We start from the raw sequence: 25,122 nt of genomic DNA on the forward strand, positions 1-25,122 counted from the left end.
GCTCTTTTTTCTCTAAGGAGGACCGAGATGAGTATTACGGTTCAACTTGCCCACTTCAGTGACTGCCACTCCCATTTCGATGGCGCCCCCATGCGCTTCGCCCCCGCAGGCGAGTCCGAGTGGCGCACCCAGTGTGGTGGCTACGCCCGCATCCTGACCCGGCTCAACGCCTTGCGCCGGCAGACCGACGCGGCGGGCCAGACCTGCCTGTTCCTGCACGGCGGTGACACCTTCCAGGGCTCGCTCTATTTCAACCGCTTCAAGGGGCGCGCCAACGCCGACCTGCTCAGCCTGCTGCGACCGGACGCCATGGTGATCGGCAATCACGAGTTCGATCTGGGCAACGGGCCGCTGGTGGAATTTTTGCGCCAGCTCGACTTTCCGGTGCTGGCCGCCAACCTCGACAGCAGCCAGGAGCCCGCCGACGCCCCGCTGCGACTGCGCGGTCTGCCCCAGTTGTATGACGCCAGCCGTCCCTGGCACCAGCGCATCATCGACGACGTGCCCTTCGCCCTGCTCGGCATCACGCTGCCGCAGATGGCCGCCATCGCCAGCCCCGATCCCCATACCCGCTTTCACGGCATCGAGCAGACCCTGAAAACCGCGCTGGCAGAGATCAAGGCCGCCGGCATCCACCACATCATTCTGCTGAGCCACCTGGGGCTGGAGCAGGACAAACAGCTGGCCGAGCATTTCCCCGAGCTCAGCCTCATCATCGGTGGCCACACCCACAGCCTGCTGGGAGAGCTGGCACCGCTCGGTCTGGCGAGCGAGGGCAGCTATCCGCTGATGCGAAACGGCGTCGCCATCCTGCACGCCGCCCACAGCGCCCTCTGCCTCGGGGTGTGCGAATTGACGTTTGACCAGCACGGCCGGGTAGAACGCAGCCGTGGCCAGCTGGAGTGGCTGCCCTGGCAGCACTGGCCGTTTGCCTCGACGCCGCCGGCCGGGCTGCACTTTTGCGAGCCGGCGCCAGAGCTCGAGCAACTGCTGGCCAAACGCTACCGGCCCGAGCTCGAGACCATGACCCAGCGCATCGTGACCCGCCTTGGCGGGCCGCTGCACCACCAGCGGCTGCCCGATGCCAGCCTGCCGGCCGGCAGCCAGGTGGCGCCCCTGGTGGCCAGCGCCATGCTGGCCGGAGCCCGCGAGCAGGTAGGTCAGGTGGACTTCGCCCTGCACAATGCCGGCGGGGTACGCTGTTCCCTCGAACCTGGACCGCTCAGCGAGGCGGACATCGCCGGCCGCCTGCTGCCCTTCGCCATCCCGCTCACCCTCTATCGGGTGCACGGCCATGAACTGGCCGAGGCGCTGGAGGGGGCCATCGACAACGCCACCAACAACGGCGTGACGGGCAATGGCAGCGGCAGCTTCCCCTATACCGCCGGCGTGCGCTTCTGTTATCAGGCAGACCAGCCCAAGGGGCGCCGGATCACCCGGCTGGAGTGGGAGCGCGCCCCCGGCCAGTGGCAGCCGGTCGAGGCCTACGCCATCTATCGGGGGGTTTCCAGCGCCTACACCGCCTCCGGCAAGGAGGGCTACACCGCGCTGGCCCGCACCCTGACCCAGCACAACCAGGAGCTCGGTATCACCCTGGCGGATGCCTTCATCCGCTGGGCCCGCTATCTGCCCGAGCTCGCCGCTGCGCCGGCACTGGTGGAGTATCAGGGGCCATCTACCCGGTAAGGATCTGCCGGGCCACTTGGCGGTGGCACTCCAGGTCGCTTTAGCCGGTTTTGTCAGAAAACGTGCCGCTTTCATGCCGTAAAGCGGCACTTTTACAAATTATTTCAAGCACATTCCCCTCGCCCATTGCATCGTGCTGTCAGGCTCGGCAAGATAGGCCCGCTTTCGAGACTTCCCAGCAGGAACAGGTCACCCATGAATCATGCCATCCGTTTTACCCCTCCTCGCGTCAATCCGGGCCTGCGGCCGCTGGTGATCCTGCTCACCGGCTTGCTGGCCTTGCTGTTCTGCCTGCGCAACCCGCTGTTCCACGGCATGGCGCCAGGCTTTGACGCCTCGTTGTTTGCGGTGATGGGCAAGATGTGGAGCGAAGGGGGCGTGCTTTACCGGGACATGATCGACATCAAGGGCCCCATGATCTTCGCCCTCGACGCCCTCGGCTATGGCCTTGGCGGCTTCTTCGGGATCTGGCTGCTGGAGTGGGCACTCTGCTGGCTGGGGCTGCTGGCCAGCTGGCAGGCATTCGGCCAGCTCGGCCTCTCGCTGCGGGCCCGGCTCGGCAGCATGCTGGCGGTGCTGGCGCTCTATGGCACCCGCTACTACTACGGCAACATGACCGAGGACTGGACGTTCCATCTGGCCCTCATCGCCCAGTGGGCCTTCATCACCATGCTGCTGGACAAACGCTGCAGCTGGGGACCGGCGCTGGTGGCCGCGCTCACCTTTGCCATCGTCGCCTGGATGCGCACCAACAACGGCGCCTTCTGGGGTGCCTGGTATCTGGTGCTGTTCTGCCACTGGTGCCTGCGCGAGCAGTGGCGCTGCGCCCTCTCCCTGCTCTGCTCCAGCCTGCTGGGACTGGCACTGGTTGGCGGCCCGCTGCTCGCCTACTTCCAGCATCACAACCTGCTGGCCGAATTCAAATACTACGCCTTCGACATCTTCTTCGAGGGGAGCTACGGCAACGGCTTCTCACCGGATGTGGGCAGCGTCGGCCTGCTGCGTACCGGCCTCATCATGCTGTTGCCCGCCTTCATCGTGCTGATGATGGGGCGCCGTCAGGAGTGGTATCTGCCGGCCCTGTGCGCCACCCTGTTTGGGGTCATCTTCACCCTGATCGCCAACTCGGTCTCCGGCCACGTGTTCGATCACTACGATGTGCTCTATCTGCCGCTGGCTCTGCTGCCGCTCGCCTGCCTGCTGGATCGCAGCGAACAGCAGGCCGATGGCCTCGGCCTGCTCTGCATCTCGCTGGTGGTGCTGACCGCCAGCTGGCTGCTGGCCCAGCAGTTGGGTTATGGCTGGAGCACCAAGGAGTGGTCGCTGGAACGGGTGCGCGAAGTGCTCGGCAACAGCCTGTTGTGGGCCCTGCCGGTGCTCATCCTGGTGCCCCTGTGGCGCGCCTGGGATGTGCGCAGCGCTACCCCCTGGCTCGCTTCGCTGGCCATGCTGGCCCTGCTGCTCAACAATGCCTGGGAAGGCACCCTGAAGGGCACGTCGTTCAACCCGCCGGCCCAGGTACGGGTCGATCGGATCAAGGCCGAAACCAGCCCCACCGACAAGATCTGGGTGGACGGCATCCAGCCGCAATATTACCTCTGGACCGATCGCCAGCCGGCCTCCGCCTACCTCTTCTTTGCCAACGTCAACCCACCCTACGACGTGCGTGAACGGGTGCTGGCCGACCTCAAGCGCCAGAGTCCCAAGTTCATCATCGCCAAGCCGGATCGGGTGGCCGATGAGCTCAAGAAGCCAAGCTCCCCCTCCAGTCTCGCCTTCTATCAATATCTGGTAAGCCAGTATGAAGAGGTGGATCCGGGCCTCTATCGCAGACGCTGAGCAACCCTTGACCGAACAGGGCAGTCATCCCGCGATGACTGCCCTTTTCATTGCGCCAATGCAGGCAAGGCCTGAAACGGTAGGCAAGAGGCGACGCGCTGACTACAATGGCGCTCTTTTGATATGACGAGTAATGCAGACATGGCGGAACTGACCTACCTCGGTGGCTACCCCGAGCCCCTCAAGGCCCAGGTGCAACAGCTGATCGCGGCGGGCAAACTGGGGGACGTGCTGGCCAAGCGTTATCCAGAGACCCACCTCATCCAGAGTGACAAGGCACTGCTCGCCTACACCATGGAGCTGAAGAACCGCTACCTGAAAAGCTCGGCGCCACTTTCCAAGGTGATCTTCGATGGCAAGATCAACGTGATCAAGGATGCCCTCGGCCTGCACACCTATGTGAGCCGGGTGCAGGGCAGCAAGCTCAAGGCCAAGAACGAGATCCGCATCGCCGCCCTGTTCAAGGAGGCCCACCCGGCCTTCCTGAAGATGATAGTGGTGCACGAGCTGGCCCACCTGAAGGAGAAGGATCACAACAAGGGCTTTTATCAGCTCTGTCAGCATATGGAGCCCGACTATCATCAACTGGAGTTTGATCTGCGGCTCTGGCTCACCTGGCGCGATCTCGAACGGGCCACGCGCTGATCCCGACTGTTTCAAGGAGGAGACATGACTTCATTGCGCCATTACCTTGCCGTGCGCCACTCAGGCCGGTGGCTGGCGGCACTCCTGTTGCTGAGCCCCTGGCTGCAAGCCGCCGAGCGTTGGCAGAGCGATGCCTATCTCACCGAGAGTTTCTTTGAGGTCGCCATGAAGCGGGAGTACGGCCACGAACAGAACGTGCGCTTCTCCCGCTGGGAACAGCCCATCCGGCTCAAGCTGGTCAACGAATTTGGCGACAAGGCGCTGCAAAACGAGGTGGTCAAAGTACAAAGCCAGCATCTGGCCGGCATCATAGGTCGTCCCATCGCCCTGGTCAGCGAGCGACCCAACATCACCCTGATCATGACCGAACGCGCCAAGATGGCGAGCTGGGCCAAGCGCACCATGGGGCAGGATGCCTCCGTCAAGACCGCGCTAAAGGAGGGGCTCTGCATGGCCAACTTCACCACCAATACCCGCCGCGAGATGGCCCGCGCCACCATCATCATTCCGGTGGATTACAGCCGGGCCAAGGGGCGCTTTCTCGACTGCGTGGTGGAGGAGCTCACCCAGGTGATGGGGTTGCCCAACGATTCGGACAAGGTGTTCCCCTCCATCTTCAACGACAACAGCATCGACAGCTTCCCGACCGGGCTCGATTACGTGCTGCTCAAGCTTGCCTATCACCCGGCCCTGCAGGCCGGCATGACGGCCAGCGAAGTGCGTGCCGCCCTGCCCGTCGCCCTCAAGGCACTACGCGCCAGCGGCGACATTGCCCAGGCCGATCAGCGGGTGCAGGTCAACAGTCTCAAACGCTGGGCCGGGCTTTGACGGTTGAGGATTAAAGGCTGGGGGATGACGCACCATCAGCACGGGATCTCATTCCACCAGCAACAAAAAACGCAGCCTTGGGCTGCGTTTTTTCTGTCCATCCAGATTGCATGTATTCGACACCCGATCCGAAGGGATCAGGAGGCAACACTCTCCGGCATCCAGCTGTCGGCATTCTCCCACACCTCCTGCACCATGGCTTCTGCCAGCTCCTTGTCCTCCTTGCTGGCGCGGCTGACCGTCAGCGCCATGGCGCTGCCGGGGGCGACCCGCACATGCAGGTCGGGGAACTTTTCGCCCAGTTGCTTGAGCAACTCCTGACGCAGCGCCTCCATGGTCGAGGTGGGCACCTGATGTTTTTTGTCGATGATGATTTCCAGACGCATAGGATACTTCTCCATGATTTATAACTGTATTTTTATACAGTATAAGTAAAAAGTAAAGCGCGTCATCCACCTCTTGTTGCCAACCCCGCTGCGACATCACCAAACCCGGCTGGCTACCCCTCTTGCCGGAGAGGCAGAGCTCCCTTGGGCAATATCATCCCATCATCACACAAGACAAAAAATTGTTGATATCTATTCTCAACAAAGGCATGATTTATTTGTTATGTTATAACAACCAAATTATAAGGCCAGTATCATGCGTCCCGACATTCACCCCGAGTACCGTCAGGTTCTGTTCCACGACCTGACCGCCAATACCTATTTTCTGGTGGGTTCCACCCTCAAGACCGATCGCACCAAGCAGTGGGAAGACGGCAATACCTATCCCTATGTGACGCTGGATGTCTCCAGTGCGTCACACCCCTTCTATACCGGCAAGCAGAAGCAGGTCAGCAAGGAAGGTCAGGTCGCCCGCTTCGGCCAGCGTTTCGGTCAGTTTTTCAACAAAGGAAAAGCGCAGTCATGAAAGTCCTCTCCTCCCTCAAATCAGCCAAGTCGCGCCACCCCGATTGCCAGATTGTCCGCCGCCGCGGCAAGCTGTTCGTGATCTGCAAGAGCAACCCCAGGTTCAAGGCCCGTCAGCGCTGATCCGCAGCCTCATAAAAACAAGGCCCTCATGCGAGGGCCTTGTCCATTTATCACTCCGGCATCACGCCGAATCTGCCGCTGTTGAAGTCATCGATGGCCTGCACTATCTCCTCATGGCTGTTCATCACGAAGGGGCCGTGACCCACGATGGGCTCCTCGATGGGATCACCGCTCAGCAGCAGCACAGTGGCGTCGCTGTTTGCCTCGATCATGACCTGCCGCCCTGCCCGGTCCAGCACCACCATCTGCGCCTCCCGGGCGATGGTACTGCCGTTGACCTGCACGATCCCCTTGAGCACGATGAGCGCACCGGTCCAACCTTCGGGCAACTCGAGTGTGCTGACACTGCCCTGCACCAGACGCAGATCCCAGACATGCAGCGGACTGAAGGTACGGGCCGGGCCACGGACCCCCTCAAACTCGCCGGCGATTACCCGCACCGAACCCGCGTCGTTGGCCAGTGCCACCGTCGGAATGTCGCGCGCCAGGATGGGCTGGTAGCCGGGCGGCGTCATCTTGTGCCGGCTCGGCAGATTCACCCACAACTGCACCATCTCCAGCTCACCGCCCGACTCGCTGAAGGCCGGGGCATGGAATTCCTCGTGCAGGATACCCGCACCGGCGGTCATCCACTGCACGTCGCCCGGGCCTATCACGCCGCCCCGACCGGTCGAATCCCGGTGCGCCACTTCGCCCTTGTAGACGATGGTCACCGTCTCGAAACCGCGATGGGGATGTTCACCCACCCCGCGCGGCCGGCTGGTCGGCGTAAAGTTGGCCGGGCCGGCATAGTCGAGCAGCAGGAAGGGGCTCAGCTGCTTACCGTGGCTGCTGTAGGAGAAGAGAGAGCGGACGGGAAAGCCGTCGCCTACCCAGTGAGGACGGGGGGCGCTGTAAACGCCGAGGATCTTTTTCATCTGTCGCTCCTGACATATCCGGTGGAATTGAACACTGGAGACAGCATAGTTTCGAGACGAACAGGTGAGTAGACTGCTAAATTGGGCATCAACGTCCTATTTTTGGAACGATGAGAGCACCCTATGCAGGATCTGAACGATCTCTACTACTTCGTCCAGGTGGTGGATCACGGCGGCTTTGCCCCCGCCGGCCGCGCCATCGGCATGCCCAAATCCCGCCTCAGCCGCCGGATAGCACAGCTCGAAGAGCGGCTCGGCGTGCGGCTGCTCCAGCGCTCGACCCGCCAGTTTGCGGTGACCGAGCTGGGCCGCACCTATTACGAGCACTGCAAGGCGATGCTGGTGGAGGCCGAGGCGGCGCAGGCCGCCATCGAGATGACCCGGGCCGAGCCCTGCGGGCTGATCCGCATGAGCTGCCCCATCGCCCTGCTGCATACCCATATCGGCCCCATGCTGGCGGATTTCATGGCCCGTCACCCGCAGATCAGGGTCGAGCTGGAAGGGACCAATCGGCGGATCGACCCCATCGCCGAAGGGGTCGATGTGGCCATCCGGGTCAGGCCGCCACCGCTGCAGGACAGCGAGCTGGTGATCCGGATACTGGCGCAGCGTCGCCAGTGCCTGGTGGCCAGCCCGGCACTCGTCGCACAGCAGGGCTTGCCCACCGCGCCGGCGGATCTGCACGGCTGGCCCAGCATGGGGCTGGGGGCGCCGCGGCAGCACTATGTCTGGTCGCTGTTCGGGCCGCAGGGGGCGCATGCCGACCTCATTCACCAGCCCCGCTTCGTCACCACCGACATGGTGGCGCTGCGCAGTGCGGCGCTGGCCGGGGTCGGGGTGGTGCAGTTGCCGCTGTTGATGGTGCTGGAGCAGCTGACCGCCGCCACCCTGGTCAAGGTGGTGCCCGCCTGGGAGCCCAAGCCCGAACTCATCCACGCCGTGTTCCCCTCCCGGCGCGGCCTGCTCCCCTCGGTGCGGGCACTGATCGACTATCTGGTGGAGCGCTTCGCCGCCATCGACGAGGAGTGATGAAGAAAGCTGCGGCCCCCTGCCCCAGGCAGCCACCCCATCATGGGGTGGACGCTGAAGGAACAAGATAAGCCGCCACCTCAAGCAAGTGGGGTCACAGCGGGGTGGCGCACTTGCGGTATTCGGTGGGGCTCACCCCCACCCGCTTTCGAAACACCCGCGAGAAATAGAGCTGATCGTCATAGCCCACCTGCTGGCCTATGGTGGCCACCGACAGCGGCGTGGTCTGCAGCAGCAGCTTGGCCCGCATGATGCGCTGATCCTCGCGCCAGCGCACTATGCTCACCCCCACCTGCTCGCGAAACAGGTGGGCGAGGCGCGAGGGGGACAAGAACACCAGCTCGGCCAGCGCCTCCACCGAGATCTCGGCGCACAGCGACTCGCTTAAGATCTGGCACGCCTGGTGAACCCGGTGGTCGATGGCGGGATAGGCATCAAGGGAGGAGGCTTCGTAACAGCGAATCAGCAGCCGCTCCAGCAGGTTCATGGCCAGCTGCTCCGACATGGGCCGCAGCTGCTGGTGGGTCTCCTCGATGTCGAGGAACAGGGCATCGAACTCGGCGAGCAAGGCGGCGTCCGCCAGTTGCAGGCGCCCCACCCGCTCCGTCACCTGCGGCCACTTGAGCCAGTCGGCCCAGTAGGCCCGCGGCCGGAAATAGACCCAGCGGTGGTACCACGCCTGGGCATCCGGCGCCCGGCCGTAATGGTGCACCGCCGCCGGCGGGAACAACAGCAGGTCACCGGGCTCCACAGTGAAGGCCTGCTCCCCTTGAAAGATCTGCCCCTTGCCCCTGATGGTCAGATTGACGATGAAGCCCTTCATCCCCTGGGGCCGGTCGATGATGAAGTCGAGCGCACTCCCTTGCTCGATGGGGGTCATGCCCGAGACCAGGAAGACGTCGAAGGCGTAGCCCGGCAGCAGGGGGTTGAGTTGTTTCGGCTTCTCTTTTTGCATCGAAGACATGGCGGAAAACAGCGCTTGGGTAAAAAAATCGGCTTGGGCCATTGTAAAGACTCACCTTGGGAACGCGCTATCCGGCGCATGGCGCCGTGTGAAATTGGTGAACTGGCTCACAACGGGATGTGTCGTAAGCCATGAAGTAACCCTCTGCAGGCCCGCAGCACGCGGGCCTGCACCGGTTGGACAGGGATCAGATGCGCGCCTTGCGTACCTGCTTGTAGCGGTCGAACAGCACGGCGGCGAGCAGGATGAGGCCACGCACCACGTACTGGGCAAACGGGGAGATGTTGAGCAGGTTCATGGCGTTCTCCATCAGCCCCAGGATCAGCACCCCGGCGATGATGTAGGAGATCTTGCCGATCCCCCCCTTCATGGAAACACCTCCCAGCACGCAAGCGGAGATCACCACCAGCTCGAAGCCGATCGAGGTCATCGGCTGGCCCGAGGTCATGCGCGAGGCGAGTATGATGCCGGCGATGGAGGCAATCAGCCCGGTCATGGTGAAGATGATGATCTTGGTGCGCACCACGTTGACCCCGGCCAGGCGCGCCGCCTCCTCATTGCCCCCCATGGCCAGGGTGTTGCGGCCGAAGGTGGTCTTGTTGAGCAGCAGACCGAACAGCACGAAGCAGACGGCGGTCAGCCAGACCGGGGTCGGGATGCCGAGCAGGGCGGAGTTGCCGAGCTCGAAGAAACGCTCCTCGACGATGCCCACCGCCTTGCCGTCGGAGATGATGTAGCCCACCCCGCGCGCCATCTGCATGGTGGCGAGGGTGGTGATGAGGGCGTTGATCTTGAATTTTGCCACGACGATGCCGTTGATGAGGCCAAACAGCACTCCCACCGACATGCCGGCCAGGATGCCCACCGTGATGCTCTCAGTGGCGTTGATGCCCACCGCGCAGGCGACGCCGGAGCAGGCCACCACTGAGCCCACCGACATGTCGAACTCGCCGGAGGCGAGGCAGAACAGCATACCGCACGCCACCATGCCCGACATGGAGACGGCGAGCCCGAGCCCGCGCATGTTGATCAGGCTGGCGAAGTTGGGTACCAGCACGCAGGCCAGCAGGAACAGGATGGCGAAGATCACCAGCATGCCGTATTGATCCCAGACGCGGGCCAGTTGCAGGCGGGAGCCGCTGGCCGTCGCGGCGCTGGCGGCCTGGCCGACTGAGGTAGTAGTTGTCATGGTATTTCTCCTGAAAATTCCGGGTGCTATCTCGTTGCTGTCAGCAGCTCAACGGGCCGGCATGGCCAGATTGAGCGCCTTGACCTCGTTGGCCTCGTCGTGGGAAAGCTCGCCGGCGATCTCCCCCTCCCGCATGACCATGATCCGGTCCGCGATGCCCAGCACTTCCGGCAACTCGCTGGATACCACCACCACGGCGATGCCCACCTTGGCCAGATCGTAAATCACGTTGTAAATCTCGTTCTTTGCCCCGACGTCGATGCCGCGGGTCGGCTCGTCGAGCAAGATCACCTTCATGTCCTCGGAGAGCCAGCGCCCCAGAATGGCCTTCTGCTGGTTGCCGCCGGAGAGATTCATGATGGCCTGCTGGGGAGAGGGGGTCTTGACCCGCATGTCGCGGATCCGCAGCCTCGCGTTCTCGTCCTCCCACTGCTGGTTGATCCAGAAGCCCCCCCACGCGTGGTGACGGCGGGCACTGATGTTGATGTTCTCCTGCACCGAGTGGATGGGGATGATGCCGAGCGCCTTGCGATCTTCGGTACATAGCATGATGCCGCTGCGAATGGCGTCGATGGGGCTCTGAATGACCACCTTTTTGCCAAACACCGCTATCTCGCCGCTGTCCATCTTGTCGGCGCCGAAGATGAGCTTCATCAGCTCGCTGCGCCCGGCCCCCACCAGCCCGAAGATGCCGAGGATCTCCCCGCGCTTGACCTCGAACGATACCGGCGCCTTGAGCCCAGGCCCCATCAGGTTCGCCACTTTGAGGCCCGCCTCGCCAAGCGGCCTTGGGCTGTAGCCATAGATGTCGGTCAGCTCGCGCCCCACCATGGTCTTGACCAGCAGATCCCGGTCCACCTCGGCCATGGAGGCGAAGGTGCGCACGAACTGGCCATCCTTGAAGACCGTGATGGCGTCGCACAGGGCGAAGATCTCATCCATCCGGTGGGAGACGTAGAGGATGACCTTGCCCTCGTCACGCAGCTGGCGGATGACCCGAAACAGCTGCTCAATCTCGCGCGACGACAGGCTGCTGGTCGGCTCGTCGAAGGCGATGACGCTGGCATCCCGGGTCAGCGCCTTGGCGATCTCCACCATCTGCCACTGCCCCAGCGACAGGTACTTGAGCGGCGTCTCGGGGGAGACGTCCATGCCGAGGCGCGCCAGCTGCCTGGCCGCATCCTGATAGAGCTTCTCCCGATCGATGACCCCGCGCCGGGTCGGCAGCTGACCGAGATAGATGTTCTCGGCCACCGTCATCTCGGGTACCAGGTGCAACTCCTGATAGATGATGGCGATCCCGCTCTCCAGCGCATCGACCGTGCTTTGAAAGACCCGCTCCTGACCGGCCAGCTTCACCACCCCGGTGGTGGGCGATTGAAAGCCGCTCAGGATCTTGAGCAGGGTGGACTTGCCCGCGCCGTTTTCCCCCATCAGCGCGTGCACCGTGCCCTGCTGGCAGCAGAAGGAGACGTTCTTCAGCGCCTTGACGCCGGGAAACTCCTTGCTGATGCCGCAAAACTCCAGATAAGGAACTGACTGATTCATGTTTCACTCCAGCCGACCGGCATGGCGCACTGCGCCATGCCGGTCTCGGTGTCAGGGTTTAGATGGCGTCAATCACAGACCTTTCTTCTGCAACTCGACCTTGAAGTTGTCGCGGGTGATGAGCACTACATCGGTCACCTCGGTGAACTTGGCCGGCTCGGCGCCGTTGACCACCCAGTCATGGAGCATCTGGATGCTCTTGTAGCCGTGCACGTCCGGGCTTGGCAGCAGGGAGCCGAGAAAGCCGGTGGCGCTGGACTTGGAGAGTTCGTTCACCGCATCCACCCCGTTGATGCCGATGCCGATGACGTTCTCGGCTTTGAAGCCCTGCCCTTCGGTGGCGCGCACGCCGCCCAGCACCGTATTGTCATTCATGCCGACGATGAGCCAGTTCTTCACCTCGGGGTGCTGCACCAGCATGGAGTTGGCGGCATCCAACGCCCCCGGAATGTCGTTGGCCTTGGTGGGTGAGCGGTAGATCTGCGCCTCGGGGAAACCGGCGGCCTTGAGCGCGCTCAAGGAGCCCTCGACCCGGCGACGGGCGGTGTCGAGCTCGTCGGCGGTGATGGCGAGCACCCCGGTCGCCCTCACGTCCCACTGGCGTTTTTGCATCTCCTTGTAGAGCTCCTGGCCCTGGCGTTCACCAATCTTGGTGGCGGCCATCATCACCAGCGGCACCTGCTCCATGGGCTGGCCCTTGGCGTTGACGAACTGGTCGTCCACCGTGATGACCTTCAGATCCATGCTGTTGGCCTTGGCCATGATGGCGGCCCCGAGCTTGGGATCCGGAGTGCAGATGACGAAGCCCTTGGCGCCGTTGGCAGCCAGGCTGTCGATGGCATTGAGGGTCTTCTCGCCATCGGGGACGGCGATCTTGATCACCTCGAAGCCGAGATCCTTGCCCGCCTTGTCGGCGAAGTTCCATTCGGTCTGGAACCAGGGCTCCTCCGGCTGCTTGACCAGGTAGCCCAGCTTCAGCGCCTCGGCCGAGAAAGCAGAATTTGCCATACCAAGGGCAAACCCCATTGCGATCATGCTGTTAACGATTTTGTTCATGCGAGTGTCTCCAGGTGTTCTATCAATCCATGTATCCACGCAGTGCTGCTCCTTGAGTCAATCAAGTCGCAGCCATATAAAAACATGCTTAAACAGGACGTTATTGTTGTTGCTAGTTGAGCGAACCAAGTTGTAATCGTTTTCACATGGAAAAATGGAGAGCAGGATCACGCCATGAAATTGCAGCCGTTTTGTCTATGTTTTCAGCAAAATAATCACATAGCGGATCTTCGATGGCCGTCACCCTCTTGCCGGTATAGCGTTTAAGTCCATATTTCCAGCAGCCAATGGCTAACCGCCCGTCCGGTCCATCTCCTATGGTTCCTCACCAGTCACCCCTCATTGATGGTCAGGAGCACTTATGTCTGAGCACCCCAGGTCCGAGCAGATCACCATAGGACTCGATTTCGGCAGCGATTCGGTCAGGGCACTCGCCGTGCGCTGCCACGACGGCGCCGAGTTGGCAACCCAGGTCGTCTATTACCCGCGCTGGCAGGCCGGTCGTTACTGTCAGCCGGTCACCAACCAGTTTCGCCACCACCCCCTCGACTATCTGGAATCCATGGAGCAGGCGGTGGTGGCGGTGGTGAGCCAGCTCACCCCGAGTCAGCGCTCCGCCGTGCGCGGCATCGGGGTGGACAGCACAGGCTCGACGCCAGCCCCCATCGACGAGGAGGGCCGTGTGCTGGCCCTGCGTCCGGAGTTTGCCGACAACCCCAACGCCATGTTCGTGCTGTGGAAGGATCACACCGCCATCGAGGAGGCCGAGGCCATCACCGCCCTGTGCCACGGCGGCCAGTTCCCCGACTACAGCCGCTACATCGGCGGGGTCTACTCCTCCGAGTGGTTCTGGGCCAAGATCCTGCACATCTCCCGCAGTGACGCGGCGGTGCGCGCCGCCGCCTGCAACTGGATCGAGCTGTGCGACTGGGTCCCCGCCATCCTGAGCGGCACCCAGGCCCCGGCCGACATCCAGCGCGGGCGCTGCTCCGCCGGCCACAAGTCCCTCTGGCACCCGAGCTGGGGCGGCCTGCCCCCCGCCGAGTTTCTCAACGCGCTGGATCCGCTGCTGACCGAGGATCTCGACTACCCGCTCTTTACCGACAGCTGGACCGCCGATCTGCCGGTCGGCACCCTGACCCCCGAGTGGGCGGAGCGGCTGCACCTCTCCTGCGAGGTGGTGATCGCCGGCGGCGCCTTTGACTGCCACATGGGGGCGGTGGGGGCCGGGGCCGGCAACAATGCGCTGGTCAAGGTGATAGGCACCTCCACCTGCGACATCCTGATCGCCGACGAGGCCACCATAGGTGATCGGGCCATTGCCGGGATCTGCGGCCAGGTGGACGGCAGCGTGGTGCCGGGCATGGTGGGGCTGGAGGCGGGACAATCGGCATTCGGCGACATCTATGCCTGGTATCAGCGTCAGCTCGGCTGGCCGCTGGAGAGCCTCGCCGCCCAGTATCCGGAGCTGCGCACCGCCATCGAGGCCCACAAGCGGGAGCTGTTGCCAAGCCTTGCCTCTGCCTGGGAGCAGCAGCGCGATCTGGCCCACCTGCCGGTGGTGCTCGACTGGTTCAACGGTCGCCGCACCCCCTACGCCAACCAGCGCCTGCAGGGCACCGTCACCGGGCTCAACCTCGGCACCGATGCGCCCGATCTGTTCGGTGCCCTGGTCGCCTCCACCGCCTTCGGGGCTCGCAGCATCATGGAGTGCATGACCAGTCAGCAGGTGCCGGTGGAACAGGTGATCGCCCTTGGCGGCATCGCCCGCAAGTCGGCCACCGTGATGCAGACCTGCGCCGACGTGATGAACAGGCCCATCCAGGTGGTGGCCTCGGATCAGTGCTGCGCCCTGGGGGCGGCCATCTTTGCCGCCGTGGCGGCCGGGATCCACGCCGATGTGGCCAAGGCCCAGCGCCACATGGCGAGCGCCGTGGAGCGCACCCACCAGCCTGACCCTGAGCGGGTCGCCGAATACGAGCGCCTCTACCAGCGCTACCTCGCCTGGGGCGCCGCCGCCGAACCCCTCTACAACCGGGGAGTACCGGCATGAACCTCAAGATGCTCAAAGAGCAGGTGCTCGTCGCCAACCTGGATCTGCCGCGCCACGAGCTGGTGACCTTCACCTGGGGTAACGTCAGCGGCATCGACCGAGAGCGCAATCTGGTGGTGATAAAGCCAAGCGGCGTCAGTTACGAGCGGATGCTGCTCGAAGACATGGTGGTGCTGGATCTGGCCGGCAAGCAGGTGGAGGGCGCCTTGCGCCCCTCCTCCGACACCGCCACCCACCTGGTGCTCTATCGCGCCTATCCGGAACTGGGCGGCGTGGTGCACACCCACTCCACCCACGCCACCGCCTGGGCCCAGGCGGGGCGTGCCATCCCCATTTTCGGCACCACCCAGGCCGACTACTTCCACGGCGAGATCCCCTGCTCGCGCCTGCTCACCCCGGGCGAGGTCGAGGAGGATTACGAGGGGCTGACCGGGCATCTCATCGTCGAGACCCTCAAGCAGACCCCCATCCTCACCATGCCGGGGGTGCTGGTGGCCAACCACGGCCCCTTCAGCTGGGGCGAGAGCGCCGAGGACGCGGTACACAACGCCGTGGTGCTGGAAGAGGTGGCCCGCATGGCCTGGCTCACCGGCCAGATCAACCCCGGGGCCCGCCCCCTGCCCGATTACCTGCTGGAGAAGCACTACCAGCGCAAACATGGCAAACACGCCTATTACGGCCAGACAAAAGCGTAAACAGAGGACACCAAGATGGAATTGATGAAACAGCTGGAAGTGTGGTTTCTGGTCGGCAGCCAGCACCTGTATGGCGCCGCCACCCTGAAGCAGGTGGCCGATCACGCCCACACCATCACCAGCCAGCTCAACGAGCGCGCCGGCCTGCCGGTCAAGATCGTGCTCAAGCCCACCGGCACCACCCTCGACGAGATAAGCAGTGTCGCCAGGGATGCCAACCATGACGAGCGCTGCGCCGGGCTCATGGTGTGGATGCACACCTTCTCCCCCGCCAAGATGTGGATCCCGGCGCTGAGTCAGTTGCAAAAACCCCTGCTGCAGTTCCACACCCAGTTCAACCGGGATCTGCCGTGGAGCGAGATCGACATGGACTTCATGAACCTGAACCAGACCGCCCACGGTGGCCGTGAGTTCGGCTTCATGGGTGCCCGGCTGCGGCTGCCGCGCACCGTGGTGGTCGGTCACTGGCAGGATGAAGAGGCCCACCGCAAGCTGGGCAACTGGATGCGGGTCGCTGCCGCCATTCACGACAGCCGCCACTTGAAGATCGCCCGCTTTGGCGACAACATGCGCAACGTGGCGGTCACCGAGGGCGACAAGATTGAAGCCCAGATCCAGTTCGGCTATCAGGTGAACTACCACCCGGTCGGCGATCTGGTGAAGGTGATCGACGCCGTGCCCGCAAGCGACATCGAGGCGCTGCTGGCCGAATACGAAGAAACCTACACCCTGACCGGGGCGGTGCAGGCGGGCGGGGTGCTGCGCTCCTCCCTCTATGAGGCGGCGCGCCAGGAGCTGGGGATGAAGAAGTTCCTCACCGACGGCGGTTTTGGCGCCTTCACCACCACCTTTGAAGACCTTCACGGCCTGCACCAGTTGCCGGGGCTGGCCTGTCAGCGCCTGATGCAGCAAGGCTTCGGTTTCGGCGCAGAGGGAGACTGGAAGACCGCGGCCCTGCTGCGCACCCTCAAGGTGATGGGGGCCGGGCTTGCGGGCGGCACTTCCTTCATGGAGGACTACACCTACCACCTGGAGGCGGGCAACAACCTGGTGCTGGGCGCCCACATGCTGGAGGTCTGCCCCTCCATCGCCGCCAATAAACCCGTGCTGGATGCCCAGCATTTAGGGATAGGCAAGAAGGCCGACCCGGCCCGCCTGCTGTTCGCGGCCCCCGCCGGCAAGGCGGTCAATGCGAGCCTCATCGATCTGGGCAACCGCTTCCGGCTGGTGGTCAATCAGCTCGAGGTGGTGGACCTGCCAGAGGCCATGCCGAAACTGCCGGTGGCCAGCGCCCTGTGGCAGCCCATGCCGGGCCTGCAGACCAGCGCCGAGGCCTGGATCCTGGCGGGCGCCGCCCACCACTCGGTGTTCACCCAGTCGGTGGATATCGCGCAGCTGCGCACCTTCGCCGACCTCATGGGCATCGAGTGCGTGGTGATTGACGAGCATACCCGGATCCCCGAACTCAAGGAGCAGTTGCGCTGGAACGAGGTCTACTACAAGATCTGCCACTGAGCCCGCCACCAGAAAACCTGGACAGCCCCGCCAACGGGGCTGTCTCTTTTTACTCTCTCCCCTTCCCTCCTTTGCATCTTCCATTGATGCAGGTCTGCCCAATAAAGCGGCAGCCGGCCGGTCTGCCCTTCGTTCTGCCTGCGCTATGGTTTACCATGCAGGCAACCGAGGTGCATGGCACCCCCACCCTGGCGCCAGGCGCCACCGTCATCGGATATCCCTCTCGAGCAACATGAGCAAAACAGCACACGCCGGCAGCGAGCCGACCTTCTACTTCCACGACTACGAGACCTTCGGCATCAGCCCGGCCAGGGACAGACCGGCGCAGTTTGCCGGCATTCGTACCGACGGGGATTTCAACCTCATCGGCGAGCCGCTGGTGATTTATTGCAAGCCGCCGGCGGATTACCTGCCGGAGCCGGAGGCGTGCCTGATCACCGGCATCACGCCGCAAAAAGCGATGAAGGACGGGCTGTGCGAGGCGGATTTCATCCGTCAGATCCACGAACAGTTCGCCACCCCGGGTACCTGCGTGCTGGGCTACAACAGCATCCGCTTCGATGACGAGGTGACCCGCTACACCCTCTATCGCAACTTCTATGACCCCTATGCCTACAGCTGGCAGAACGGCAACTCCCGCTGGGATATCCTCGACATGCTGCGGGCCTGCTACGCCCTGCGCCCGGAGGGGATCGAGTGGGCGTTTGACGAAGAGGGCAAGCCGAGCTTCAAGCTGGAGAAGCTCACCGTCGCCAATGGCGTGGCCCACGCCAATGCCCACGATGCGCTCTCGGACGTGCTGGCCACCATCGAGATGGCCAAGCTGGTGAAAAAGGCCCAGCCCAAGCTGTTCGGCTACCTGTTTGACCTTCGCAACAAGAACAAGGTGAAGGCCCTCATCGACGTGGTGACCATGAAACCGCTGGTGCACGTCTCCGGCATGTTCTCCCCCTGGCAGGGGTGCGCAAGCTGGGTCTCGCCGCTCGCCTGGCACCCCAGCAACCAGAACGCGGTGATCATGGTGGATCTGACCCGCGACCCCACCCCGCTCATCGAGCTCACCAGCGAGGAGATCCGCGAGCGCCTCTACACCAAGAAAGAGGAGCTGGGGGATCTGGCCGGTATTCCGGTGAAGCTGGTGCACATCAACAAGTGCCCGGTGCTGGCGCCGGCCGCCACCCTGACGGCGGAGCGTGCCGACCAGCTTGGCATCGATCGGGAGCAGTGCCGCAAGAGCCTGGATCTGCTGCGCGCCCACCCCGAGGTGCGGGAGAAACTGGTGGAGGTATTCAATCAGGAGTTTGCCGGCAACAATGACGGCGATCCGGATACCCAGCTCTACGCCGGCTTCTTCGGTCACGGCGACAAGTCCACCATGGATCTGGTGCGCGCCACCCCGGCGGATCTGCTGGGCGAGCGGGAGTTTGCCTTCACCGACGCCCGGCTGCCGGAGATGCTGTTTCGCTACCGTGCCCGCAACTGGCCGCACACGCTGAGCGAAGCGGAGCAGAAACGTTGGCGACTGCACTGCAGCGACTACTTCAGCCGCCGTCTGCCCGACTATGTACCGCGCCTCGAGGCGCTGGCCGAGCAGAATCAGGGTAACGAACGGAACTTTGCCATCCTCAAGAGCCTCTATCACTACCTCGAAAATCTGTGAGATGTGACCCGCCTCACGGTTAAATGACTGTACGCTCCCCCGCCCCGCGACATAATGGGAAGGGGAGCAAAGACTCCTGATGTTTCAATTATTTGTGCGCTAACATTGCACTCACGGCCGGTTGGCCTATCGACCCTTGGGGATGCCTCATCCGATGCGTTCAGGATTATCCGGTTTTGGTTTGCTCATCTGCGCCCTGCTGCCATCGGCCAGCATGGCGGGTGTGCGTTTTGATGTCCCCGACTATCTGCTGCAGTTGCCGCAGCAGACCTATCAGCTGATCGAGAGCAACTTCAGCCGCCTCTATCAGCAGACCGACTTTACCCCCCAGATCACCAACAGCTATTTCAATCGCTCCGATCTCTACAACTTCGTCGGCGTGCCCCTGGCCATCACCCCCCAGGCCGGTTTCCAGCTGGAAGTGTTTGGCCAGCTCTACAACCGTGCCTCCCAGAGCTATGTGCACATGAGCCAGGACATGTCGCTCTATCGGATGATCCGGGCCGACATGATGGGCAACACCAACGACGAGGTGGCCCTCGGCATGGGGCTCGGCATTCCGCTCACAACGCAGCTCACCTTCAAGGCCCTGCTCTCCAGCAACGAGATCCCGGGCTATGGCGCCGCCAATTACGCCATCGGCTTCGAGTGGCGTTACTGACTCCGGCATAGCAGCGCCTTTCGCAATACATTCAGGCTCCCGTGGGAGCCTGAATCATGATTGCCAGCCTGCTCAGCGGTAGCGGATCACCCGCCCCTCGCCCCCCTGCAGGGTGAGCGCGGTACCGACGGCCCCCTCATCCCAGAAATCTTCGCCCCCTGCCGGCAGCAGGAACTCCTGAGGCTGCGCCTCCCAGTTGAAGAGGCAGAGCAGGGTGCCACCCTCGGGCAGGCTCACCTCACCGCAGGCAAAGTCCATCGATTCGAAACGGGCGCCAGGGGCTCGCGCAGCGCAGAGCTCGAGCAGCTTGCGCAGTTGCGCCGCCTGAACCTCGTCGAGATCCTGCAGCCGGTCTCCGGCCAGCATCATGCCGCCGCTTGCCACCAGCGCCGCCAGATGGAAACGGTACTCGGCAGGGCTCGCCTGCTGGCTTGGCAGATCCCGCAGGCAGATGCAGTCGGGATCCAGCGCCCACAGTCGGTCGTTCTGCCAGGCGCGGCAGAAGGTCTCGCGAGCGATCTGTCGATAACGATGGCCATTGCGCTCCACGTCATCGCTCACTCGCATGCCGTGCACCAGGCCGAGGCTTGGCCAGATGGGGGCGTTGCAGCCAAGCAGAAAGATCCCCTCGCCCGCCCCGCGCAGGATGGCGGCCATGCCGCGCCGGTAGGCCTCGACCCGGGTGGCATCCGGGTCATGGAAGCGACCGCCGTGGATGGCCCCCCAGAAGTTGGCGTCGAGTTTGAAGTAGTGGATGCCCCACTGTTCGCGCAGGGTGCGAAACACCCGTTCGAGGTGAGCCTGCACCTCGGGGTGGGTGCCATCCAGCACATACCAGGGGGTGCAGCGCCAGCCGCCGTAGGTAACCCGCTCGGAGGGCAGCGGCAGCCCGTCATCCCCCTTCACGAACCAGTCGGGGTGATCCTGAAACACTTGGGAACCGGGCTCGGCGATAAAGGGGGCCACCCAGAGCGCAGGCTCGCAGCCAGCTCCTTTGATCTCGGCGGCCAGGGACGCCACCCCCTGCTCGAACTTAGCCGACGGGGTAAGCCAGTCGCCCATCTTGGCCTGATAACCGTCGTCGATCTGCACGTAGCGCAGCGCCGGGAATCGCTCGGCACGCACCTGCAGGTTCTCGCGAATGTCGGCGGCGCTCACGTCCGCGTAGTAGTGATACCAGGAGCACCAGCCGCTGGGGCGCTCGCCAACCTGACCGATCAGCGAGCCATGCTCAGCCTCGATCCGCTGTGCCAACTCGGCCAGCAGTGCCTCCCGATCTTTCCCCTCAAGGCAGAGCAGCGCCTCGCTCTGCCAGAACTGGCCGGCAGGGAGCGCACGCCCCTCACCGTTCATCAGGATCTGCAGCCGGCCATCGGGGTAGAGCCGAAACTCCCCGCCAAAGCGCTGACAACTGGCAAAGGCGAGCAGCAGCCAGCCCTTGTCATGCTCCACCAGCAGCAGGTTGTGCACCGTGTGATAACCCTGATCATCGGTGATGCGATAGACACCGGCATCGGGACAGCGACCGACCGGTTGCGGCGCTTGCCAGCTGCCCATGGTCTGGGCCAGCATCTGGAAGCCTTCGCCGTAGATGGCGCACGCGGGCGAGAGACCGAGCTTGCCATCAAACAGCGTCCAGTGCTCGACCCGGGCCTCGCTGCTGCCGGTGTTGTCGAGCCGCACCCGGCACAGGGGCCCCTCCCACTGGCGAGTTTGCAGCAACGAAGGGGGCAGATGGTGGTCGTCCGCCAGCTGGCGCAGGCGGGACAAGAGAGATGTCATGGCGACTCCTTGTGGTTCGAATAGGGTTCTATCTGAAAATCTTCAATTAAATCAGCCTCAAACGAACTGATTTCAGCTGTTATTGTTTTAATGCCGCGACCCGGCCTCTCTGGTAGACTGGCGTATTCCTTAGTTCACCGTTACCAAGATGGGGCTACTGTGATCGCGCAACGTGCCTTGCTGTACCTTCGTGACTTTCTGGTCATCGTCGCCTGCCTGCTGGCGGGCAAAACCCTGGCAGCCATCCTGCCGTTCGCCTTCCCCGGCAGCATCATCGGCATGCTGCTGCTGTTCGTGCTGCTCTCCCTTCAACTGGTGAAACTGCACTGGGTTGAGCAGGGCGCCGGCCTGCTGCTGCGCCACATGGGGGTCTTGTTCGTGCCGGTGGCAGTCGGGCTGGTGGCCTGGCTGGAGCCACTGCGCCAATCTTTCGGCCTCATCATGCTCTGCATCGTGCTCGGGATCGTGCTGATCCTCGGCACCGTCGGCCGCCTCTACCAGAGGATGAACAAATGATCTTCTGGCTGGCCATTCCCTTGACCCTGGCGCTCTATTTCGCCACTCGGGCCCTCTATCGCAAGTTGCCCTGGCCCATCATCAACCCGGTGCTGGTACCCACCGCCGTCATCATCGGCCTGCTGCTCTGGTTCGATCTGCCGCTGGAGCAGTACGAGAGCGGCACCCGCCCCATCACGGCGCTGTTGGAGCCGGCGGTGGTGGCGCTGGCTCTGCCCCTTTATCAGCAGGCCCGCCAGATCCAGGCCAGGCTCAAGCCCATCCTAATCTGTACCCTGAGCTCGGTCTTGATCTCGGTCTGCACTACCTTGCTGATCGGTCATTTTATGGGCGCCGATCCGGCATTGCTGGCCTCCCTCGCCACCAAATCCATCACCACGCCGCTCGCCATGAGCGTCAGCCAGTCCCTGGGCGGCATTCCCGCCATCGCCGCCGCCGTGGTGGTGGTGGTGGGGATCGTCGGCGCCCTGATCGGCTTCCCCCTGCTCAAACTGATGCGGGTCACCGACCCCGAAGCCCAGGGGCTGGCCATGGGGGCCTGCGCCCACGCCATCGGCACCGCCACCTCCGCCGAGCAGGGCATCACCCAGGGGGCCTTTGCCTCGCTGGCCATGGTGGTGTGCGGCATCCTCACCGCCGCCGTCGCCCCCCTGCTGTTTGCCATCTACCACTGGTTGAGCTGAAGAGCACCCTTTTCCGCGATGGCGGGCCTGCGGGCCCGCCGATGTGCGACCTGCCGCACAATTTGCACAAGACAAACGTTTCCATTACCATCCCTCTCCGTTTGCCCGTCAGGGCGTGAGCACGCTCACACATTTGCCCGAGCTTGCTCCCTACAATGGCCCCCCAATTGGCCTTTGAGGACACATTATGCATCCCCGTTTTGCCAAGCCACTCGATACCCTGTCCGCCCCGCTCAAGGCGGCGCTGCTGCCCATGCTGGGCGATGATTTCCAGGCTCGCTTCACCCCGGATCAGGTCGCCACGTTGAAGGCCGCCACCGGTCTTGACGATCGCGCCCTGCGCCTGGCCCTGCTGCCGCTGGCCGCCGCCTGCTCGGTGGCCCCCATCTCCAAGTTCTTCGTCGGTGCCATCGCCTGCGGCCTGAGCGGCAACTGGTATTTCGGCGCCAACATGGAGTTTGCCGGTCAAGGTCTGTTCCACTCGGTCCATGCCGAGCAGTCCGCCATCTCCAACGCCTGGCTGGGTGGCGAGACCGGCATCTCTGAAATCACCGTCAACTACACCCCCTGCGGTCACTGCCGCCAGTTCATGAACGAGCTGAGCACCGCCAAGACCCTCAAGGTTTCCCTGCCGGATGACTTGAGCGCCCTGCAATCCTTCCTGCCCCACTCGTTCGGCCCGGCGGATCTGGACATCACGGACGCGCTGATGAGCCCGCAGGCCCACGACGAACTCACGCTTGAGAGCGATGATCCGCTATGGCAGGCCGCACTGGCCGCCGCCCGCCAGAGCTACGCCCCCTACAGCCAGGGCTATGCCGCGGTGGCGCTGCAGTTCGCCGACGGTCGCATCTTCTGCGGTCGCTACGCCGAAAACGCCGCCTTCAACCCCAGCCTGCCACCGATGCAGATGGCCTGTGCCCACGCGGTGCTGGGCGGCGAAGATCTCGCCACCATCCGCCGCGCCGTGCTGCTGGAGAGCAAGGATGGCCAGATCAGCCAGCAGGACTCCGCCCGCGCCACCCTCAAGGCGCTCGGCTCGGTCGAGCTGGAGTATCAGGCGGTCTGACCTGCCGTTGCCTGAAACAACAAGGGGAGCCAGTGGCTCCCCTTGTTGTTTCGTGGTGATCGACAGCAAGCCTGCCGAGCCCCGTCAGGACTCCCAGATGATGCTCTGGGAAGAGGACCAGGCGTCGCCGATATCGGCATACTTCTGCTCCAGCAGGTGGCGGCGGATCTTCATGGTCGGGGTGAGCACCCCGTTCTCGATGTTCCAGGGGCTCTTCACCACCAAGATGCCGCGAATTTTGGCGTGGGACTCCAGCTGCTCGTTGACCCGGTTGCGGGCCGCCTCCAGCTGGGCGTTGACCTGATTGCGATCCCCCTTCATGGCGCGCTCCGCCAGCTGCACCAGCGCCACCGGCTGCGGCATGCCGTAGCCAATCACGCACAGCTGTTCGATGATGGGCTCCTGGCCGAGCAGCCCCTCGATGGGCACCGGCGCCACATACTTGCCCTTGGCGGTCTTGAATACGTCCTTCATGCGGCCGGTGATGGTGAGATACCCCTCCCGATCCAGCTTGCCCATGTCGCCGGTGTGCAGCCAGCCCTCTTCGTCGATGGCTTCACGGCTGTGCTCGGGATCCTTGTAGTAACCCAGCATCATCCCCTCGCAGCGACAGAGGATCTCCCCTTCGTCGGAGATCTTGATGGTGACCCCCGGCCCCGCCTTGCCGACCGTGCCTATCTTGTCGGCCCTAAACGGGTAGTTGAGGGTGGAGAAGGCGTGGTTCTCGGTCATGCCCCAGGCTTCGGTGATCTCGATGCCGATGCTGTGATACCACTCGAGCAGGGCCGGTGCCACCGGCGCCGAGCCACAGCCCAGCACCCGCGCCTGATCCAGCCCCAGCCCCTTTTGCAGCTTGCGCTTGATGAGGCCCGACACGAACGGGATCTTGAGCAGCAGCTCGAGTTTCTTCTGGGGCAGTTTTTCGTGGATCTTGATGCGGAACATGGCCCACAGCCGTGGCACCGAGATGAACACGGTGGGACGGCAGCGCTTGACGTCCTCGATGAAGGTATCGAGGGATTCGGGGAAGGCGATCTCGGCGCGGCCATAGAGGCTGCCGCCATAGACATAGACTCGCTCGGTGATGTGGGCCAGCGGCAAGTAGGAGAAGCCGCGATCCTGCTCGCACAGCCCGACCGCCTCCACCAGCTTCTCGCACGACCAGGCGTAGCGCTCGACGCTCAGCATGGCCCCTTTCGGCTTGCCGGTACTGCCGGAGGTGTAGACCAGGCTCAGCAGGGAGTCCGGAGCCTGCACCGGGCTGTCCGGGATGGGCTCGTGCTGCTCCAGCAGATCGTCCCACTGGTGGGCCGCCGGCATGGTGTCATAGGGAAAGGCGATGCGCAGCAATTCGGCGGGCACCCCCGCCTCCTGGCTCTTCCAGTCGTCGAGCTTGCCGACGAAAATCGCCTTGGCCTCGCTGTGACGCAGCACGTATTCGATGGTGTCGACGTTGGCGGTGGGATAGATGGGCACGCTCACGTACTGCCCCATCTGCATGGCGAGATCGGCGATAAACCACTGGGCGCAGTTCTTGGAGAGCAGCGCCACCTTGTCGCCGGCCACCAGCCCCAGCTGACGCAGCGCGGTCACCATGCGGCGGGCCTCGTCAGCCACCTCACCCCAGGTGAAGTCCAGGTATTCGCGGTTGATGGTCTGACGCAGATAGACTCGGTCAGGACACTGCCGCTCCCATTGGTAGAGCATTTCGAGCGGCAGTTTATTGGCAATACGCGAGGAGGAAGCCATAGTT

At 63.5% G+C, this 25,122-nt stretch carries 23 protein-coding genes; 15 read left to right on the forward strand and 8 right to left on the reverse strand.

All coding sequences use genetic code 11. The annotated features are described in order from the left end of the window. The first annotated feature begins 27 nt into the window (after positions 1-27). The 4 genes from AACQ43_RS00655 to AACQ43_RS00670 all read left to right on the forward strand — a co-directional run bounded on the left by AACQ43_RS00655 (position 28) and on the right by AACQ43_RS00670 (position 4,998). Positions 28-1,686, forward strand: a complete 1,659-nt coding sequence (locus AACQ43_RS00655) for a bifunctional metallophosphatase/5'-nucleotidase (protein WP_168965416.1) — start codon at positions 28-30, stop codon at positions 1,684-1,686. Between the two features lie 195 nt (positions 1,687-1,881). Next, the gene (locus tag AACQ43_RS00660) at positions 1,882-3,525 is read left to right on the forward strand and encodes a hypothetical protein (RefSeq protein WP_168965418.1); all 1,644 of its coding nucleotides are present in this window, start codon (positions 1,882-1,884) and stop codon (positions 3,523-3,525) included. Positions 3,526-3,666: 141 nt separating this feature from the next. Next, positions 3,667-4,170, forward strand: a complete 504-nt coding sequence (locus tag AACQ43_RS00665) for a M48 family metallopeptidase (protein WP_011705787.1) — start codon at positions 3,667-3,669, stop codon at positions 4,168-4,170. Positions 4,171-4,194: 24 nt separating this feature from the next. After that, complete coding sequence (locus AACQ43_RS00670; protein WP_168965420.1) at positions 4,195-4,998, forward strand: DUF2927 domain-containing protein; 804 nt, start codon at positions 4,195-4,197, stop codon at positions 4,996-4,998. Positions 4,999-5,135: 137 nt separating this feature from the next. Here AACQ43_RS00670 and AACQ43_RS00675 read toward each other — a convergent pair whose 3' ends face one another. After that, positions 5,136-5,384 carry a DinI family protein gene (locus AACQ43_RS00675; protein ID WP_011705785.1) on the reverse strand — a complete coding sequence of 83 codons (249 nt, stop codon included), beginning with the start codon at positions 5,382-5,384 and terminating at the stop codon, positions 5,136-5,138. 256 nt (positions 5,385-5,640) lie between these two features. On the opposite strand from AACQ43_RS00675, the gene AACQ43_RS00680 reads away from it, so the two are divergent. Together AACQ43_RS00680 and ykgO are read left to right on the forward strand one after the other, a co-directional pair. Then, entirely contained in the window at positions 5,641-5,910 is a 270-nt protein-coding gene (locus AACQ43_RS00680; protein WP_073349990.1) for a type B 50S ribosomal protein L31, read from the forward strand. Next, positions 5,907-6,032: a type B 50S ribosomal protein L36 gene (gene ykgO / locus AACQ43_RS00685; RefSeq protein WP_005300174.1), complete on the forward strand. Its 126-nt coding sequence runs from the start codon at positions 5,907-5,909 to the stop codon at positions 6,030-6,032. Before AACQ43_RS00680 ends, ykgO begins: the two co-directional genes overlap by 4 nt. A gap of 50 nt (positions 6,033-6,082) precedes the next feature. Here ykgO and AACQ43_RS00690 read toward each other — a convergent pair whose 3' ends face one another. After that, positions 6,083-6,949, reverse strand: coding sequence for a pirin family protein (locus tag AACQ43_RS00690; RefSeq protein ID WP_168965422.1), 867 nt, complete (start codon positions 6,947-6,949; stop codon positions 6,083-6,085). Between the two features lie 123 nt (positions 6,950-7,072). On the opposite strand from AACQ43_RS00690, the gene AACQ43_RS00695 reads away from it, so the two are divergent. After that, the gene (locus AACQ43_RS00695; protein WP_168965424.1) at positions 7,073-7,978 is read left to right on the forward strand and encodes a LysR family transcriptional regulator; all 906 of its coding nucleotides are present in this window, start codon (positions 7,073-7,075) and stop codon (positions 7,976-7,978) included. Between the two features lie 94 nt (positions 7,979-8,072). Here AACQ43_RS00695 and araC read toward each other — a convergent pair whose 3' ends face one another. The 4 genes from araC to AACQ43_RS00715 form a co-directional block, all read right to left on the reverse strand. After that, positions 8,073-8,984: an arabinose operon transcriptional regulator AraC gene (gene araC, locus AACQ43_RS00700; protein WP_016350490.1), complete on the reverse strand. Its 912-nt coding sequence runs from the start codon at positions 8,982-8,984 to the stop codon at positions 8,073-8,075. 145 nt (positions 8,985-9,129) lie between these two features. Continuing rightward, complete coding sequence (gene araH, locus AACQ43_RS00705) at positions 9,130-10,131, reverse strand: L-arabinose ABC transporter permease AraH (protein WP_029303215.1); 1,002 nt, start codon at positions 10,129-10,131, stop codon at positions 9,130-9,132. Between the two features lie 48 nt (positions 10,132-10,179). Continuing rightward, positions 10,180-11,679 carry an L-arabinose ABC transporter ATP-binding protein AraG gene (gene araG / locus AACQ43_RS00710; RefSeq protein ID WP_168965426.1) on the reverse strand — a complete coding sequence of 500 codons (1,500 nt, stop codon included), beginning with the start codon at positions 11,677-11,679 and terminating at the stop codon, positions 10,180-10,182. Between the two features lie 72 nt (positions 11,680-11,751). Continuing rightward, positions 11,752-12,735, reverse strand: coding sequence for an arabinose ABC transporter substrate-binding protein (locus tag AACQ43_RS00715; protein ID WP_168965428.1), 984 nt, complete (start codon positions 12,733-12,735; stop codon positions 11,752-11,754). A 361-nt stretch (positions 12,736-13,096) separates the two neighbouring features. On the opposite strand from AACQ43_RS00715, the gene AACQ43_RS00720 reads away from it, so the two are divergent. From AACQ43_RS00720 to AACQ43_RS00740, 5 genes are all read left to right on the forward strand, one after another. Continuing rightward, the gene (locus tag AACQ43_RS00720) at positions 13,097-14,788 is read left to right on the forward strand and encodes a ribulokinase (RefSeq protein ID WP_168965430.1); all 1,692 of its coding nucleotides are present in this window, start codon (positions 13,097-13,099) and stop codon (positions 14,786-14,788) included. Next, positions 14,785-15,483, forward strand: coding sequence for an L-ribulose-5-phosphate 4-epimerase (locus tag AACQ43_RS00725; RefSeq protein WP_076360556.1), 699 nt, complete (start codon positions 14,785-14,787; stop codon positions 15,481-15,483). Before AACQ43_RS00720 ends, AACQ43_RS00725 begins: the two co-directional genes overlap by 4 nt. Positions 15,484-15,498: 15 nt before the next feature. Next, on the forward strand, positions 15,499-16,998 hold the full coding sequence (gene araA, locus AACQ43_RS00730; RefSeq protein ID WP_168965432.1) for an L-arabinose isomerase: 1,500 nt from the start codon (positions 15,499-15,501) through the stop codon (positions 16,996-16,998). 232 nt (positions 16,999-17,230) lie between these two features. Next, complete coding sequence (sbcB, locus tag AACQ43_RS00735; RefSeq protein WP_168965434.1) at positions 17,231-18,658, forward strand: exodeoxyribonuclease I; 1,428 nt, start codon at positions 17,231-17,233, stop codon at positions 18,656-18,658. 154 nt (positions 18,659-18,812) lie between these two features. Beyond that, positions 18,813-19,319 (forward strand): hypothetical protein, encoded by a 507-nt coding sequence (locus AACQ43_RS00740; RefSeq protein WP_167825122.1) that lies wholly within the window; start codon positions 18,813-18,815, stop codon positions 19,317-19,319. A gap of 72 nt (positions 19,320-19,391) precedes the next feature. Here AACQ43_RS00740 and AACQ43_RS00745 read toward each other — a convergent pair whose 3' ends face one another. Then, positions 19,392-21,101: a glycoside hydrolase family 36 protein gene (locus tag AACQ43_RS00745; RefSeq protein ID WP_168965436.1), complete on the reverse strand. Its 1,710-nt coding sequence runs from the start codon at positions 21,099-21,101 to the stop codon at positions 19,392-19,394. A gap of 159 nt (positions 21,102-21,260) precedes the next feature. Between AACQ43_RS00745 and AACQ43_RS00750 the strand changes: the two genes are divergently transcribed. From AACQ43_RS00750 to cdd, 3 genes are all read left to right on the forward strand, one after another. Beyond that, a complete protein-coding gene (locus tag AACQ43_RS00750; protein WP_011705771.1) occupies positions 21,261-21,617 on the forward strand; it encodes a CidA/LrgA family protein in 357 nt (118 codons plus the stop codon). Then, complete coding sequence (locus AACQ43_RS00755) at positions 21,614-22,300, forward strand: LrgB family protein (protein ID WP_011705770.1); 687 nt, start codon at positions 21,614-21,616, stop codon at positions 22,298-22,300. The genes AACQ43_RS00750 and AACQ43_RS00755 overlap by 4 nt, the downstream gene beginning before the upstream one ends. Before the next feature lie 187 nt (positions 22,301-22,487). After that, the gene (gene cdd, locus AACQ43_RS00760) at positions 22,488-23,369 is read left to right on the forward strand and encodes a cytidine deaminase (RefSeq protein WP_124252890.1); all 882 of its coding nucleotides are present in this window, start codon (positions 22,488-22,490) and stop codon (positions 23,367-23,369) included. Between the two features lie 84 nt (positions 23,370-23,453). Here the strand turns inward: cdd and AACQ43_RS00765 are convergent, their stop codons facing one another. Beyond that, positions 23,454-25,118, reverse strand: a complete 1,665-nt coding sequence (locus AACQ43_RS00765) for an AMP-binding protein (protein ID WP_168965438.1) — start codon at positions 25,116-25,118, stop codon at positions 23,454-23,456. Positions 25,119-25,122: the final 4 nt, after the last annotated feature.

The organism is Aeromonas sp. DNRA1 (genome assembly GCF_963888745.1).
Classification (GTDB): Bacteria; Pseudomonadota; Gammaproteobacteria; order Enterobacterales; family Aeromonadaceae; genus Aeromonas; species Aeromonas hydrophila.

Excerpts from the sequence above, each read along its gene's own strand:
- AACQ43_RS00765 (WP_168965438.1), bottom strand. The coding sequence starts at position 25,118 with ATGGCTTCCTCCTCGCGTATTGCCAATAAACTGCCGCTCGAAATGCTC.
- AACQ43_RS00655 (WP_168965416.1), top strand. The coding sequence starts at position 28 with ATGAGTATTACGGTTCAACTTGCCCACTTCAGTGACTGCCACTCCCAT.
- AACQ43_RS00740 (WP_167825122.1), top strand. The coding sequence starts at position 18,813 with ATGCGTTCAGGATTATCCGGTTTTGGTTTGCTCATCTGCGCCCTGCTG.
- AACQ43_RS00665 (WP_011705787.1), top strand. The coding sequence starts at position 3,667 with ATGGCGGAACTGACCTACCTCGGTGGCTACCCCGAGCCCCTCAAGGCC.
- AACQ43_RS00660 (WP_168965418.1), top strand. The coding sequence starts at position 1,882 with ATGAATCATGCCATCCGTTTTACCCCTCCTCGCGTCAATCCGGGCCTG.
- AACQ43_RS00675 (WP_011705785.1), bottom strand. The coding sequence starts at position 5,384 with ATGCGTCTGGAAATCATCATCGACAAAAAACATCAGGTGCCCACCTCG.
- araC (WP_016350490.1), bottom strand. The coding sequence starts at position 8,984 with ATGGCCCAAGCCGATTTTTTTACCCAAGCGCTGTTTTCCGCCATGTCT.
- sbcB (WP_168965434.1), top strand. The coding sequence starts at position 17,231 with ATGAGCAAAACAGCACACGCCGGCAGCGAGCCGACCTTCTACTTCCAC.
- AACQ43_RS00725 (WP_076360556.1), top strand. The coding sequence starts at position 14,785 with ATGAACCTCAAGATGCTCAAAGAGCAGGTGCTCGTCGCCAACCTGGAT.
- AACQ43_RS00695 (WP_168965424.1), top strand. The coding sequence starts at position 7,073 with ATGCAGGATCTGAACGATCTCTACTACTTCGTCCAGGTGGTGGATCAC.
- AACQ43_RS00680 (WP_073349990.1), top strand. The coding sequence starts at position 5,641 with ATGCGTCCCGACATTCACCCCGAGTACCGTCAGGTTCTGTTCCACGAC.
- AACQ43_RS00745 (WP_168965436.1), bottom strand. The coding sequence starts at position 21,101 with ATGACATCTCTCTTGTCCCGCCTGCGCCAGCTGGCGGACGACCACCAT.
- araG (WP_168965426.1), bottom strand. The coding sequence starts at position 11,679 with ATGAATCAGTCAGTTCCTTATCTGGAGTTTTGCGGCATCAGCAAGGAG.
- araA (WP_168965432.1), top strand. The coding sequence starts at position 15,499 with ATGGAATTGATGAAACAGCTGGAAGTGTGGTTTCTGGTCGGCAGCCAG.
- AACQ43_RS00755 (WP_011705770.1), top strand. The coding sequence starts at position 21,614 with ATGATCTTCTGGCTGGCCATTCCCTTGACCCTGGCGCTCTATTTCGCC.
- AACQ43_RS00690 (WP_168965422.1), bottom strand. The coding sequence starts at position 6,949 with ATGAAAAAGATCCTCGGCGTTTACAGCGCCCCCCGTCCTCACTGGGTA.
- AACQ43_RS00670 (WP_168965420.1), top strand. The coding sequence starts at position 4,195 with ATGACTTCATTGCGCCATTACCTTGCCGTGCGCCACTCAGGCCGGTGG.
- cdd (WP_124252890.1), top strand. The coding sequence starts at position 22,488 with ATGCATCCCCGTTTTGCCAAGCCACTCGATACCCTGTCCGCCCCGCTC.
- araH (WP_029303215.1), bottom strand. The coding sequence starts at position 10,131 with ATGACAACTACTACCTCAGTCGGCCAGGCCGCCAGCGCCGCGACGGCC.
- ykgO (WP_005300174.1), top strand. The coding sequence starts at position 5,907 with ATGAAAGTCCTCTCCTCCCTCAAATCAGCCAAGTCGCGCCACCCCGAT.
- AACQ43_RS00720 (WP_168965430.1), top strand. The coding sequence starts at position 13,097 with ATGTCTGAGCACCCCAGGTCCGAGCAGATCACCATAGGACTCGATTTC.
- AACQ43_RS00715 (WP_168965428.1), bottom strand. The coding sequence starts at position 12,735 with ATGAACAAAATCGTTAACAGCATGATCGCAATGGGGTTTGCCCTTGGT.